Here is a 14,279-nt window from a genome sequence, read left to right as displayed (position 1 = left end):
TCTAAGGTTTAAAAATAATCAATTTTTTAATTTACTTTAAGCATTATAAATATTATTATATTCACAATATGATACTAAATTAGTATAGATTAGAGTTGATTATGCTAAAAATAAGTAAATTACTCGACTACGGTTTGCTAGTAGTTGTAACAATTGCTGAAAATAACTCAAATCCTTATAGTGCTGCAAAAATTGCAGAAACCACGGGACTGAATATTCCTACAGTAAGAAAGTTGTTAAATCAGCTTTCAATATCAAATATTGTAGTCTCAAAGCGCGGTATAGAAGGTGGATACACACTTGTTGATGATCCTCAAAATATTACTGTATTAGATGTGGTTAGATCTGTAGAAAAGGATGTAAATCTTACAGAGTGTTGTGATTTACAAAAAAAGTGTAGTATAGGAAACTGTACTGTAAGTAGTTATTGGAAAGTGTTGAATAACCAACTGTTAGATTTACTTTCAAAAACATCAATCTATGATATTGTCAACAAGAAGGGCAAAAGTTAAGATATGAGCGAAAATTTAGATAAAATCATTGAACAAGATTATGAGCATGGTTTTGTAACTGAAGTAGAAGCTGAGACTATCGATGCAGGTCTTAATGAAGATGTAATCCGTCTGATATCTGCGCGAAAAAATGAACCTGAATTTCTACTAGAGTGGCGCCTCAAAGCGTATCAAAAATGGTTAGAAATGAGATCACCGAAATGGGCGGATTTAAGCTATCCTCCGATTGATTTTCAAGCCATAAGCTATTATTCATCGCCAAAATCATTAAAAGATCATCCTAAAAGTTTAGATGAAGTTGATCCAGAGATTATTGATACGTATAACAAGCTTGGTATTCCTTTGCATGAGCAAGAGATGTTAGCTGGAGTTAAAAACATAGCTGTTGACGCTGTATTTGATTCAGTTTCAGTTGTAACAACATTCAAAGAAAAATTAGCTGAAGCAGGGGTAATATTTTGTCCTATTTCAGAAGCTGTACAAAAACACCCTGAATTGGTGCAAAAATACCTAGGTTCTGTAGTACCGCAAGGTGATAACTTTTTTGCAGCTCTAAATTCTGCGGTTTTTAGTGATGGTTCATTTGTATATATCCCTAAAGGTGTGACTTGCCCTATGGAACTGTCAACATACTTCAGAATAAATGCAATGAATACAGGACAGTTTGAAAGAACATTAATTGTTGCAGATGAAGGCAGTTATGTTAGCTATTTGGAAGGATGTACTGCACCAATGCGTGATGAAAATCAGCTTCATGCAGCAGTGGTGGAGTTAGTAGCCTTAGATGGAGCTGAGATTAAGTACTCTACAGTACAAAACTGGTATCCAGGAGATAAAGAAGGTAAAGGTGGTATATACAACTTTGTTACTAAGAGAGGTGTTTGTCATAAGAACGCAAAAATCTCTTGGACACAAGTTGAAACCGGCTCTGCTATTACATGGAAATACCCTTCAGTAGTATTACGTGGAGATAACTCAATTGGTGAATTCTATTCTGTAGCCTTAACTCGTCACGCTCAACAAGCTGATACTGGTACGAAAATGATTCATCTTGGCAAAAATACTAAGAGTACGATTATCTCAAAAGGTATTTCTGCAGGTAAAGCTTCTCAAGCTTATAGAGGGCTCGTGAGAATATCGCCTAATGCCTCTAATGCTAGAAACTTTTCTCAATGCGACTCATTACTCATAGGGCATAATTGTGGTGCACATACATACCCGTATATAGAAAATAAGAGCAACTCATCTCAAATTGAACATGAAGCTACAACTTCAAAGATCTCTGATGATCAGCTTTTCTACTGTAAGCAAAGAGGTCTTTCGGAAGAAGATGCAATTGCTATGATTGTTAATGGTTTTTGTAAAGAAGTATTTAAAAAGTTACCACTTGAGTTTGCAGTTGAAGCTCAAAAACTAATGGAAGTTAGTTTAGAAGGTGCTGTTGGTTAAACTTTAGAATTATATAAGTTAAAAGGTTAATAAAATGTTATTAGAAATTAAAGATTTACATGTAAGTGTTGGCGAACAAAAGAAACAGATTCTAAAAGGCTTAAATCTAAAAGTTAACAAAGGTGAAGTCCATGCAATTATGGGACCTAATGGGGCTGGTAAAAGTACACTAAGTAATGTTTTGGCTGGTAAAGATGGCTATGAGATTACTCAAGGGTCGATAACATTTAACGGTAAAGATTTAGATGATCTATCTATATCCGAAAGAGCCGCAGCAGGTATCTTTTTAAGCTTACAGTATCCTATTGAGATTCCTGGTGTTAGTAATGTTCAATTTTTAAAGACAGCTGTAAATAGCATTAGAAAGCAAAATGGCGAAGAAGAAATCAATGCTATAGATTTTATGAAAAAGCTAAAAGCAAATATGCAAGTTCTAAAAATAGATCAGAAATACATGTCGCGTGGAGTTAATGAAGGCTTCTCAGGCGGAGAGAAAAAACGTAATGAAATGCTACAACTAATGATGCTTGAACCTAAGCTTGCTATCTTAGATGAAACTGATTCAGGACTAGATATTGATGCTCTTCAGGTGGTATCTCAAGGTGCAAATAATATGAGATCTGATGATAGAAGCTTTTTAGTAATTACTCACTATCAAAGACTCTTAGATCATATACAACCTGATTTTGTTCATGTTTTAGCTGATGGTAAAATTGTCAAAACAGGTGGTAAAGAGCTAGCTCTTGAGCTAGAAGAAAAAGGATATTCTTGGTTAAATAGCTAAAGGTTGATAATAATGTTAATAGATAATAAATCTCTACCAACTACTAGACAAGAAAGCTGGAAATATACTAACTTAGCTACTATATATAGCAAAAGTGGCATATCTGAAATGCTTAAAGATTCTCCTAAGTCTAAGGATTATTTAGAAGGCTTTAAATTTGATACGGAAGAAAATGTTGTAATAATACTAGATGGTGTTTTAGCTATTGATTACAACAAAAAACTGAATCATATTAGTGCTTTAGAGCTACATAGAGATCAAAGAACTATGTCTAAGTTAGCAATAGAAAATTCTAAACACTTGGCTATAAGTATACCTAAAGATACTAAAGATTCTTTAAGTCTAATCTTTATAAATACTGATATGGCTAAAGATAAGCTAACAAATATATCTCTAAAATTAGACGTTGATATGTTTGCAAATCTAGATTTAGATATCGACTTTGTAAGTCTTACAGAAAATTCAGCCATAAACCTGTTTTTAGACATAAATATTGCAGAATCAGCAAAAGTAAACTTCACAAACAATGCTGATAATCCAAATAATACTCAGTTAATTACTACAGCTAATTATCTAATCAATTTAGATCGCGCTGCTGAATTTAATGGATTTAACTTATTGAATAAGGATGCACTTCTTAGAAATGATTTTGTAGTAAATCTAAATAAGCCATACTCTAGATTTGATATCAGAGGATTATATTTAGTAAATGATAATGCTATTGCTAATGCATGTTTTTTAGTTAATCATAATGCATCTCACACATATAGTAATGTAAACTTCCGAGGTGTAGCTAATGGTAGCTCTAAAGCATGGTTTAATGCAAAAGCAGTCGTAAATAAAGGTATAGAGCAAATTCAAGCTTTTCAGAACAATAAAAATATTCAATTAAGTAATAAAGCTGAGATTAATACAAAACCAGAATTAGAGATTTTCTCTGATGATGTAGTGTGTACACATGGTGCAACAATAGGGGAGCTTGATAAAGATGCTCTTTTTTATTTACAGTCTAGAGGATTGTCCTTAGAAAGTGCTCAGCATTTACTTTTAGAGAGCTTTGTTAAATCTCAATTAACATCAGATGATTTCCCATTTGAAAATGAAATGAAAGAGCAAATCTTAGAGGCATTAGATGATATTCTTCACGATATAATATAATTCTTAGTAACAATTGCTACATTTGAACCTGATTAATATCTCATTATCTGCTAGACTAAATTTATATAAGTGTTTTCTTAAAGGACGTATATATGAAAAAGTTAGTTCCATTTTGTTTGATTGGGTTTGTTAGCTCTATCTCTCTTGCCGTAGCAGCATCAGATAACTGTGCCGAGTACAACACCATTAAGTATACAACTCAAGGTGAAACCACGATAAAGAGTGATAGCATACTTGTCGAAGTGACTTGTTATGCAACAACTTCATTAGATAAACAAAATAGTATAGAAAATCAAATTACAGATAGTATCAACAACATTGTAAAGTCTGACTGGAAAGTTAAAAACATTGAACAAAATACTAACAATAGCGGTGCTATTAATATTACGATACAACTTCAATCTAGAATTTCTCAAAGTGATTTGAATAAATTACAACAAGCAATTGAAAATCAAGACAGATCTTCTGGAAAAAGATTAGCTGTAAAAGTATTAGATTATAATCCTCCTGCTAAAGAAGTCGAGGCTGCAAAACAAAAACTTATGATACAACTTTTTAAGGATACAAAGGATTATCTTACTAATTTTAATAAACAGACTAATAGTAACTATATTATTCAATCAGTACAGTATATTGATACAGACGGATATAAGCCTAGAAATACAGTTATGTTAATGAAAACAGCAGCTTATAATGAAAATGATGCAAATAGCTATAATCCAGTAGCTGTATCTCAGGATATTAATATAAGAGCAAATGTAACATTTATGGAGAGATAGTATGGCATTAAGCAAAGTAATAAAGACTGATGAAGCTAACTTTGATAAATTAATAAGTAGTTCTGCAAAACCTATATTAGTAGACTTTTATGCAGATTGGTGCGGTCCTTGTAAGACTTTATCGCCGATACTTGATCAGTTATCAAAAGATTATACAGGAGCTATGATTGTCAAAGTCAATGTCGATGATAATCAAAGTCTAGCAGCTAAATTTGGCATAAGAAGTATACCAACTATGATAATTTTCAAAGCAGGTCAGCCTGTAGAAACGCTTACTGGTGTCCATACAGGTAGCCAATTAGAGCAAAAGCTAAAGGCTTATGAATAATAGTTCTAATTTAGATCTTTGTGAATGGTATTTTACAACTAAATTTGAAGTTCCTATATTGCCTAGCAGGTATCCTAACCAATTTGCGATTATTACAGCATACAATCCATTTAATCAGCTTCTTGAAGATCAAGAAAATTTAGCTAGAAATCAAATATTAAGAAATCAATTAGAAAAGTCATATAGTTGGCTCTATGAAATTAATGGTTTCGATAAGTCACCTAAGCACAAAGAAAATGGTTTTATGTTTGATGCTAAATCGCTTGATGAAGCTTGTAATTTAGGTGCGGAATTTTCGCAGGATGCGATCTATTATGTAATTAATGATATTTTGTATGTTTCAAAATGTGAAAAATCAAAAAGATATCTCACGAAAGTAGGGGACTTTCAAAGCAGAATTTATTCATTTTTCTAAAGTAGATATGACATAAACTAATAATTATCCAAATCATACATCCAACCATACCTGAAGATGAAACTACGAGTATAAATATTTTCTCAGCACCAACAAATTTTGTAATCAAACAAAGACAAGATAGTATAGCTACAAATATGACGCTTTATTGCACATAGCACTGATTTTTCTTAACTATCCCTCTCAAAGCACTACCAGGATAATGTTTTAAAATTTGAATTAAGTGTTCTTTAGTTTCAATATCTATATTGTTTGTAATTTCATCTAATACAAGTATTTTTGGTAGATTAGCAGAAATTAAACAAAGAGAAAGCCTAGCTTTTTCACCACCAGATAAATATCGCACTAATTTAAATACTTCTTCATTTTTCCTAAATAAGAAACCATTTAAATAACTACGTGTTTCACTTTCATTCCAATCAGGTCTTGTCTTTCTGACATGATCAAAGATTGAAATCTCTGGATTAAGATTAGAATAGTGCTGATCTATATAACCAATATATTTACATTCAGGTAAACTCCAATTACCAGTTGTTATAACCTCATCATACTCTAAAATTGCTTTTAATAAAGTAGACTTACCAGAACCGTTTTTACCATAAATTGCTATACGTTCTCTCCCACCTAATGATAGACTAAGATTTTTTAGAAGAGGCTTACCTTGTACATAACCAACATCTGCATTATTTATTGATAATATATTTTTAGAACTTATATTTTCAGTTGTTAAAGAGAATTTTGGTAAAATAATATCTGGTAAAGTTATCTCGGATAGTTGATTGACTAGTTGTTGTTTCTTTTTATCAATAGCACTTTTTTTCTTGCCTGATGTTTGAGCGGCCTTATTTGCTTTAGCATTACTTACAACTGTTGGCCATTTTCTTTGACTTATACTTTTTTGTCCTTTAGATTTGCTTTTGGCTGCACGTTTTTGTTCTTTCATCAAATTATTATGAGCATCTTTTTTCTCACGTTTAAGAGATATTAGTTCTTTTTCTACGGACATTCTATTATGTTTAATCTGCCTTATATAATCATCATATGAACCTGTGAACTCATAAATTTTATTATTATCAATGTGCCATACAGTATCAATACAGCTACGTAGTAATTCTATGTCATGGCTAACAATAATCAAAGATCCTGGGTATCTAATAAGCATATTATTTAAGCTTTTACGATTATCTTTATCCAAATGATTTGTCGGCTCATCTAATAAAAGTAAATTTGGATATTTAGTTAATACTTGAGATAATTTTTTATTGAATCTCTGTCCACCACTTAAATGAGTAAAATCATTAATCGTTTGCTCAACATAACCAGTGCAAATATCATCGGGAATAGTTAATTCACCACTTGATGGCGATATTTTTCCACGTAGAATATTTAGTAAGCTTGATTTGCCACTACCATTTCTACCAATAATAGCTATCCTGTCACCAGGATATATAGTTGTTGTAAAATCTTCAAAACAGGTTTTATTTTTAAAATTAAGACTAAGGTTTCTTAGGAAAATAGGTTTGTGTATCATCATATTTCTTAAAATCTTTAAGGGCTTGCTAAATAACAAATATATTTATTATTTGTCTACGAATTGCCCAAATTGGGCAGACCTAAGAAATTTTGTTCATGATAATTGACAACTTTGTGTATATGAATTTGAAATTATTCTATACTACTGAAATTATTTAAGCAAGAAAAATGACCGTTTTCTTGGTTGTTGGAATCATTATGACATTTTATCATCTATAGCTAATTGTATGATTTACTGATACTTAATTATTATATAAAATAATCAACATGCTTAATTATACATTTAGTCCAAAATGATAAACTCTATATCTCCAGAAACAATGATGCTCATTATACAAATATGTGCAGTAGCTTTAATAATTACATCTTTGATTGTTTCAGTTTTATTTATTTTATCGCAACAAAAATTAGCAAAAGCTTTAGTTACTATAAATAGTGGTCAGCAAATACACCCAGCATGGTTATAGACTCAACTAATACCAATATGGTCATATATAGCATTAGTGGTAACAGCTGTAAAGTTAGATGAGCAAACTAAATTATATAATCAAACGCACGAAAAAAAATTAAAATTTAAAGCTTCACTTGTATATTGGTATGTGGGCTTGACTTTATTAAATGTAGTTCCTGTAATCAATATAATAGTTGGCATAGCAACAATTGCTATATTTATAATAATTTGGGCAAATATAACTAAATCAACTAAGATTATTACTGCGGAATAATAAAATATATAAATTCGCATAATATATATTATGTTAAATTACATACTTATCTTATAGATCATTAATTTATATTCTAACCTTTTTACAAAATGCTTAATTATTAACTGATACTAACTATCGTATGAGTAATCTTGTTGTAACATTGCTATTACTTCTAAACTTGCTGGCAGAAACTTATAATTATTAAGCTCAAGGATGCTTATACATTTTAATTGCTGGTTTTCCTTAGCATAAGGTTTACCTTCATAATCCTTAATTATAAAAAACTCTAGATTAACTTCATCATTATATTTATTTATATGTTTTTTGCGAAAATAAAAACTTACTGATTTGGCTATTACGCCAACTTCTTCATAAACCTCTCTTCTTATACATTGTTCAAAAGTTTCATTTTTTTCTACCTTACCACCAGGAAATTCCCAGTAGTCACTATAGCTTTGAAACTTTTGTCTTAGACTTATATAGACTTTAGCACTTTGTTCATCTAAAATTATCGCCACTGCGGCATTTATTTTTGCCATTTTTTACAAAAAATTTTTATACTTAAGAAATATAATATGTTCCAAAACCACAAAAGTGAAATTTTATTAGCAACTCCACTTATCAAAGATGATGCTATATTTACTAAATCTGTAATTTATCTATGCCAAAATGATCGTCATGGTGCTATGGGTTTGATTATCAATAAACCTTTAAGTGATACACTAAAAGATGTCTTTGAAGAATTAGAGATTCCTCATAGCAATACATTTAATGAGATTTTAGACTACCCTCTTTATATGGGTGGTCCTATTAGCCCCCATAAAATTATGATTTTGCATACTACAAATGGCAGAAACTATAGCTCTACAATTAAACTAGATGAAGGTCTTGCTATAACTGCTTCTATGGATATTCTGGAAGATTTAGCAAATAATATTTTACCTGAGTATTTTTTGCCAGTAGTTGGCTATAGTTGCTGGACAGCTGACCAACTTACGGATGAAATAAAATCCAATGATTGGATTGTAACAAGTAAATTAAGCAAAAAAATATTATTTAATCATGAGAATAAAGTAAAATGGCAAAACCATATTGAACATGCTGGCTATACTTTACAAAGTCTAGATAGTTTATTCAAAAACATAGGGAATTGCTAATGTTTCAATCTTTAATAGCAATAGATTATGGTAAAGCTAGAATTGGATTAGCTAGTGGGCAAATGATTACCAAAACAGCTACTCCTATAGGTACAGTTGAAGCCTATGATGGAGTGCCTAACTGGATTGAGCTTGATAAGATTGTTAAACGCTGGAATCCTTCTGATATTATTATAGGATTACCATTAGATACTCAAGATTTTGAAACAGATATAACAAAGGCAGCTAAAGATTTTGCTAAAGAAGTTAAAGAACGCTATAAAAGAAATATTCATCTTATCAATGAAGCATATTCAACTCGTGAAGCAAGATGGCGTTTAGAAGAAGTAAAAAGTAAAAAAGTATCACATATAAAAGTAGATGCCTTGGCAGCTTGTGTAATCTTAGAAACTTGGATGGCAGAGAATTAAGCTTATTTTAGATAAATACTGTTAAATATTTCTTTTGGGCTAAGTAAATACTATATCATAATAAACTTCCTAGATATTTTACTCATTTTCAAATAAAATTAAGCAATTATATTTTCAATAAATTATTAACTGGAATTAATATCTAAATGAACGAATATAACTTTACTCAGATTGAGCAACAAGCGCAAGAATATTGGCGTAAAAATGATTCATTTAAAGCTACAGAAGATAAGAATAAAGAAAAATTCTATTGTTTGTCAATGCTACCATATCCAAGTGGAACTCTTCATATGGGACATGTACGTAATTATACTATTGGAGATGTAATTGCAAGATATCAAAAAATGCAAGGTAAAAATGTTCTTCACCCTATGGGCTGGGATGCTTTTGGATTGCCTGCAGAAAATGCTGCAATAAAACACAAAAAATCTCCTTATGAGTGGACAAAAAGCAATATTGCATATATGAGATCACAGCTAGATTCTCTTGGGTTTAGCTTTGATTGGTCTAGAGAAATAGCGACTTGTGATGAAGATTATTATAAATGGGAACAATGGTTCTTTATTCAACTATACAAAAAAGGCTTAGCATACCGTAAAAATTCAGTAGTTAATTGGGATCCTGTTGATCAAACAGTACTTGCAAATGAGCAAGTGGTTGATGGCAGAGGTTGGAGATCTGGAGCTTTGGTAGAGAAGAAAGAAATTCCGCAATGGTTCTTGAAAATCACAGATTATGCAGATGAACTTCTAAAAGATATTGACCAGTTAGATGGTTGGCCAGAAGCTGTGAAGACTATGCAGACTAACTGGATTGGCAAATCAAAAGGTCTGACTGTTAAGTTTAAAGTTCAAAATTCTGATCAAGAAATTGAGGTATTTACAACTCGTCCAGATACTCTTATGGGAGTTAGCTATCTGGGTATAGCACCTGAGCACCCTCTTGCTCTTGAACAAGCAGAAACTAATGTTGAGTTAGCCTCTTTTATAGAAGAATGTAAGAAATTATCAACTATGGAAGCTGATTTGGCTACTCAAGAAAAGAAAGGTTTCAAAACTTCTATAAAAGTAATCCACCCTATTTCTGGTGAAACTGTAGATGTATGGGTAGCAAACTTTGTTCTTATGGGATACGGTTCTGGAGCTGTAATGTCAGTCCCAGCACATGATCAAAGAGATTGGGAATTTGCACAGAAATATAATATTGCTTTAAAACAAGTTATTAAGCCTAATGATAATAAGTCAAAATTAGACTTAGATAAAGAAGCCTTTACAGAAAAAGGTATTTTGACTAACTCTGGAGAGTTTGATGGTTTGAATTTCAAAAAAGCATATCAAGCAATGAAAAAATACCTTTTTGATAACAATAAGGGCTATGAAACTACTAACTTTAGAATTCATGATTGGGGTATCTCACGTCAAAGATTCTGGGGATGTCCTATTCCTATGATACATTGTAATGACTGTGGTGTTGTTCCTGAAAAAGAAGAAAACTTACCCGTTAAATTACCAACCAATGTAACTCTTACAGAAGCTGGGTCTCCACTAAAAGATATGCCTGAGTTTCTAGATGTTGCTTGTCCAAAATGTGGAAAACCTGCTAAAAGAGAGACTGATACGTTTGATACGTTCTTTGAATCATCTTGGTATTATGCACGATATACATGCCCTACTGCTAATGAAATGCTAAATGAAGAAGCTAATTATTGGTTACCAGTTGATAAATATATTGGCGGTATTGAACATGCTATTATGCACCTGCTTTATGCAAGATTTTTCCATAAATTAATGCGTGATGAAGGTTTAATAACTTCTAATGAGCCATTTAAAAACCTACTAACACAAGGTATGGTGCTAAAAGATGGCGCTAAAATGTCTAAATCTAAAGGCAATACTGTTGATCCTCAAGAGCTTATCAATAAATATGGTGCTGATACTGTTAGGTTGTTTAGTATGTTTGCAGCGCCTCCTGAGCAATCACTTGAATGGTCAGAAACTGGTGTTGATGGAGCTAATAAGTTCCTACGTAAAGTATATAATTATGCTTATACAAATAAAGAGATATTAGCAAAAAATGTCACTATAGATACTGGAGCATTATCAAAAAATGATAAAAAAGCTCGTTATGAGATCTATGCTAATTTGAAACAAGCTATTTTTGATTTTGAAAAGAGTCAATTTAACACAGTTGTTTCAGCATGTATGAAAATCTTAAATACGCTTAACAATTATGATAATTTATCAGATAGTGTTAAGTCAGAAGGCTTTAGTATTTTATTAAGAATACTATCACCCTTCACACCACATATTTGTCATTATTTATGGCAAGAGATCGGTCTAGGAGATGATATTCTACACACTAAATTCCCAATAGTTGATGAGAAAGCTCTTGAAAAAGATGAGTTTCTTTTAATTGTACAGATTAATGGTAAGGTTAAAGCAAAACTTGAGTTAGATGCCTCATTAACAAAAGATCAAGTTGAACAAGAGGTATTAGATGATGAGCATATCAAAACTTTTATCGAAAATAAGCAAATAATAAAAGTTATATATGTGCCTCAGAAATTAATCAATATTGTAGTCAAATAGGTATATACAATGATAAAAAACTATACTAAGACCTTATATTTATTAATAATTGCTACATTATTATCAGGTTGTGGATTCCACCTTCGTGGTGACCTTGCTGATGGTAATGCTGGGAATTTTAGTAGCCTTATTGATACTAAGTTCTATATTTATAATGCAGGTGGAGCACCTCCAAGTTTAATTACTGAGTTAAGACGTAGGCTTATTGGCTATGGAGCCACTGTTATAAAAAGTAAAAAACAAGAAAAAGATGCAGATTATATAATAAATATTCAAAGTGCTACCAAAAATACCCAAATGACCAGTGTTGTCGGTGGAGCATCAAATAATACTTTCCTTGCGATATATACGATAACATATAATGTTGTTAAACCTAAGGTCAAAACACCAGTTGTTCCTGATAGTACCGTTAATGCACAAATGTTCTGGCAATCAAACGCAAGTACCCAATTAGCTCAGAATAATGAATTAGAGAGGATCTGGAGTTATTTACAATCAGACCTTATGACAAGAATAGTCATTCAGATAGCAGAATTATTACCTAGTAAAGAGACAAAATAGAAAACTAAGGAAGTTTGACATAATGGATATTATAAAGGAATATTATATAGAATTGACAAATGATTCTACGTTAACGGTAGTATTGAGTTTTATAGTAATATTGTTAGCTGTTCTATTCTTCTCATGGCTTATAAATAAGATAATTAGCAAATATATATCAACCCTTGCTGAAAAGATTTTTTTTAAGGCTAACTCATCATTAGGCAAATCACTTATAAGAAACAAAATATTTGATAAGTTGGCTCATATTGCTCCTGCTGTTTTTATATATATTGTAATTGGATTTATAAGTAGTAATGAGTATCCGTGGGTTACACAATTAGTTTCCTTTATCCAGTTAATAGCTGAGGTATACATTACAATATCAATAATTTCTTTTTTTATATCTTTGATTGATGCTATTTTTAGCTATTTTCAGTCCCTGCATGAATTTAAATATTACTCTCTAAAAAGCTATGCACAAGTAGTAAAGATTTTATTATATTTAGTTGGAGTAATATTAGTAATATCTTTGTTACTAAATAAATCACCTATTGCATTCTTAACTGGCTTAGGCGCACTATCAGCAGTGTTGATGCTAGTTTTTAAAGATACAATTTTAGGCTTTGCTACTAATATTCAAGTAGCAGCTTTAGATATGGTTAGAGTTGGTGATTGGATAAGTATACAGTCATTAGGTGTAGAAGGAACTGTCCAAGAAATATCAATTAATACTGTAAAAATTAGAGGTTTTGATAAAACAATCTATAACATTCCTACTTACTCATTAATCACAAATAGCGTTAAAAACTGGCGTGGTATGTTTGAAATGGGTGGCAGACAGATTAAAAGATCTTTCAATATTGATGTTGATAGTATTAAGTTTTGTGATGTCGGAACTATTGATAATTTAAGAAAACTAAATTATATGGATGATATTATAAACTCTTGTAATAAGGATGAATTGATTAATACAACATTGTTTAGAAAATACTTAGAACACTATTTAAAAGATCATCCAAAAATTCATACAGAGCCCGGTTGGTTATTTATTGTAAGAGAATTACAACCTACAGAGAAAGGTTTACCAATCCAACTGTATATGTATACAACAGATACAGTTTGGGCTAATTATGAAGCTATACAAGCTGGAATCTTTGATTATATTTATGCAAGTATGCACTTATTTGGTTTAAAAGCATTTCAAGATATTAGAGGTAGAATAGATAGTTCTAAAGCCTAGGTTTTAACTGAAGCAAAAGATATTTTGTGGTTTAACATTAAGTAAAATTAATACAAAAATTATCAAAAATAAACATATGTATTGTTACAATTAATGATATACTCGTGAATATGGAGTAAATTATTAAAGGATATACTCTTCTCAAATTGATCGTGATAATAGCTATAATTGGAATATTATTAGCAATGCCAGCGAAGATTTATAACGACTATATTTCAAGAGCAAGGATATCAAGTTTATTGAGCGGTATAGGATCTGAAAAAATTAGAGTAATAGAAGAGATTAAAAAAACAGGAAAGATTAATAGTCGACATAATATAGTAATTGATACTAGCAATATAGAAGACAAAAGTATGTTGATATTAACACCAATAGTAGTGAATGATAGTGTATATTGGGGGTGTAATAGGATAGGTTTATCCATTTCTCAAGTTCCACATTTTTATAGATTAAACGACTTTACGGAACCACCACAAGTAGAAGTAAATACTGATACTTTAATAAAGTGTGAGATCAGTCAGGGAATTACATATAACTACAAGACCAATATGACCTCCGGCCGGGATTCTGTCAAAAAAGGGTCATGCATGTATTTAGATAGTTATTTAGTACCATAAATAAAATTTACAATTTCATTATAAAAAACTTTTGGTTGGTCTACAGAAACTGTATGTTT

Annotated in this window: 16 protein-coding genes and 1 pseudogene; 14 read left to right on the top strand and 3 right to left on the bottom strand. The window is 31.1% G+C overall.

Translation table 11 applies throughout. The annotated features are described in order from the left end of the window. Window positions 1-101 precede the first annotated feature (101 nt). From F3D59_RS06520 to F3D59_RS06490, 7 genes are all read left to right on the top strand, one after another. On the top strand, window positions 102-512 hold the full coding sequence (locus F3D59_RS06520) for an SUF system Fe-S cluster assembly regulator (RefSeq protein ID WP_013923114.1): 411 nt from the start codon (window positions 102-104) through the stop codon (window positions 510-512). A 3-nt stretch (window positions 513-515) separates the two neighbouring features. Beyond that, window positions 516-1,961: a Fe-S cluster assembly protein SufB gene (sufB, locus tag F3D59_RS06515; protein WP_150464243.1), complete on the top strand. Its 1,446-nt coding sequence runs from the start codon at window positions 516-518 to the stop codon at window positions 1,959-1,961. Window positions 1,962-1,995: 34 nt separating this feature from the next. After that, window positions 1,996-2,745: a Fe-S cluster assembly ATPase SufC gene (gene sufC, locus F3D59_RS06510; protein WP_013923116.1), complete on the top strand. Its 750-nt coding sequence runs from the start codon at window positions 1,996-1,998 to the stop codon at window positions 2,743-2,745. Between the two features lie 12 nt (window positions 2,746-2,757). Continuing rightward, entirely contained in the window at window positions 2,758-3,903 is a 1,146-nt protein-coding gene (gene sufD, locus F3D59_RS06505) for a Fe-S cluster assembly protein SufD (RefSeq protein WP_146421385.1), read from the top strand. A 92-nt stretch (window positions 3,904-3,995) separates the two neighbouring features. After that, on the top strand, window positions 3,996-4,682 hold the full coding sequence (locus tag F3D59_RS06500; RefSeq protein WP_150464242.1) for a hypothetical protein: 687 nt from the start codon (window positions 3,996-3,998) through the stop codon (window positions 4,680-4,682). Between the two features lies 1 nt (window position 4,683). After that, window positions 4,684-5,010, top strand: a complete 327-nt coding sequence (trxA, locus tag F3D59_RS06495; RefSeq protein WP_149368254.1) for a thioredoxin — start codon at window positions 4,684-4,686, stop codon at window positions 5,008-5,010. Further along, a complete protein-coding gene (locus F3D59_RS06490) occupies window positions 5,003-5,425 on the top strand; it encodes a DUF3293 domain-containing protein (protein WP_150464241.1) in 423 nt (140 codons plus the stop codon). The genes trxA and F3D59_RS06490 overlap by 8 nt, the downstream gene beginning before the upstream one ends. Here the strand turns inward: F3D59_RS06490 and F3D59_RS06485 are convergent. Together F3D59_RS06485 and F3D59_RS06480 are read right to left on the bottom strand one after the other, a co-directional pair. Then, a pseudogene (locus F3D59_RS06485) lies at window positions 5,418-5,567 on the bottom strand (amino acid permease); the annotation flags it as partial. The gene F3D59_RS06490 and the pseudogene F3D59_RS06485 overlap by 8 nt on opposite strands. A 3-nt stretch (window positions 5,568-5,570) precedes the next feature. Beyond that, the gene (locus tag F3D59_RS06480) at window positions 5,571-6,959 is read right to left on the bottom strand and encodes an ABC-F family ATP-binding cassette domain-containing protein (protein WP_150464240.1); all 1,389 of its coding nucleotides are present in this window, start codon (window positions 6,957-6,959) and stop codon (window positions 5,571-5,573) included. A 292-nt stretch (window positions 6,960-7,251) separates the two neighbouring features. On the opposite strand from F3D59_RS06480, the gene F3D59_RS09970 reads away from it, so the two are divergent. Next, entirely contained in the window at window positions 7,252-7,425 is a 174-nt protein-coding gene (locus F3D59_RS09970) for a hypothetical protein (RefSeq protein ID WP_191092450.1), read from the top strand. Window positions 7,426-7,793: 368 nt separating this feature from the next. Here the strand turns inward: F3D59_RS09970 and F3D59_RS06470 are convergent, their stop codons facing one another. After that, window positions 7,794-8,204 carry a (deoxy)nucleoside triphosphate pyrophosphohydrolase gene (locus F3D59_RS06470; RefSeq protein WP_150464239.1) on the bottom strand — a complete coding sequence of 137 codons (411 nt, stop codon included), beginning with the start codon at window positions 8,202-8,204 and terminating at the stop codon, window positions 7,794-7,796. A gap of 36 nt (window positions 8,205-8,240) precedes the next feature. Here F3D59_RS06470 and F3D59_RS06465 point away from each other — a divergent pair, with 36 nt between their 5' ends. The 6 genes from F3D59_RS06465 to F3D59_RS06440 all read left to right on the top strand — a co-directional run bounded on the left by F3D59_RS06465 (window position 8,241) and on the right by F3D59_RS06440 (window position 14,220). After that, window positions 8,241-8,822 carry a YqgE/AlgH family protein gene (locus tag F3D59_RS06465; protein WP_150464238.1) on the top strand — a complete coding sequence of 194 codons (582 nt, stop codon included), beginning with the start codon at window positions 8,241-8,243 and terminating at the stop codon, window positions 8,820-8,822. Then, the gene (gene ruvX / locus F3D59_RS06460; protein WP_150464237.1) at window positions 8,822-9,232 is read left to right on the top strand and encodes a Holliday junction resolvase RuvX; all 411 of its coding nucleotides are present in this window, start codon (window positions 8,822-8,824) and stop codon (window positions 9,230-9,232) included. The genes F3D59_RS06465 and ruvX overlap by 1 nt, the downstream gene beginning before the upstream one ends. A gap of 146 nt (window positions 9,233-9,378) precedes the next feature. Beyond that, complete coding sequence (gene leuS / locus F3D59_RS06455) at window positions 9,379-11,820, top strand: leucine--tRNA ligase (protein ID WP_150464236.1); 2,442 nt, start codon at window positions 9,379-9,381, stop codon at window positions 11,818-11,820. A gap of 9 nt (window positions 11,821-11,829) precedes the next feature. Then, on the top strand, window positions 11,830-12,381 hold the full coding sequence (gene lptE / locus F3D59_RS06450) for an LPS assembly lipoprotein LptE (protein WP_150464235.1): 552 nt from the start codon (window positions 11,830-11,832) through the stop codon (window positions 12,379-12,381). 22 nt (window positions 12,382-12,403) lie between these two features. Beyond that, entirely contained in the window at window positions 12,404-13,603 is a 1,200-nt protein-coding gene (locus tag F3D59_RS06445) for a mechanosensitive ion channel family protein (protein WP_150464234.1), read from the top strand. Between the two features lie 152 nt (window positions 13,604-13,755). Beyond that, complete coding sequence (locus tag F3D59_RS06440) at window positions 13,756-14,220, top strand: hypothetical protein (RefSeq protein ID WP_191092449.1); 465 nt, start codon at window positions 13,756-13,758, stop codon at window positions 14,218-14,220. The last annotated feature ends 59 nt before the right edge of the window (window positions 14,221-14,279 follow it).

Origin of the sequence: Francisella sp. XLW-1, from assembly GCF_008711455.1 — a bacterium.
Taxonomy (GTDB): Bacteria; Pseudomonadota; Gammaproteobacteria; order Francisellales; family Francisellaceae; genus Francisella; species Francisella salimarina.
Note: the sequence above shows the minus strand (reverse complement) of the source record. Positions and strands in the feature narration are given on the sequence as shown.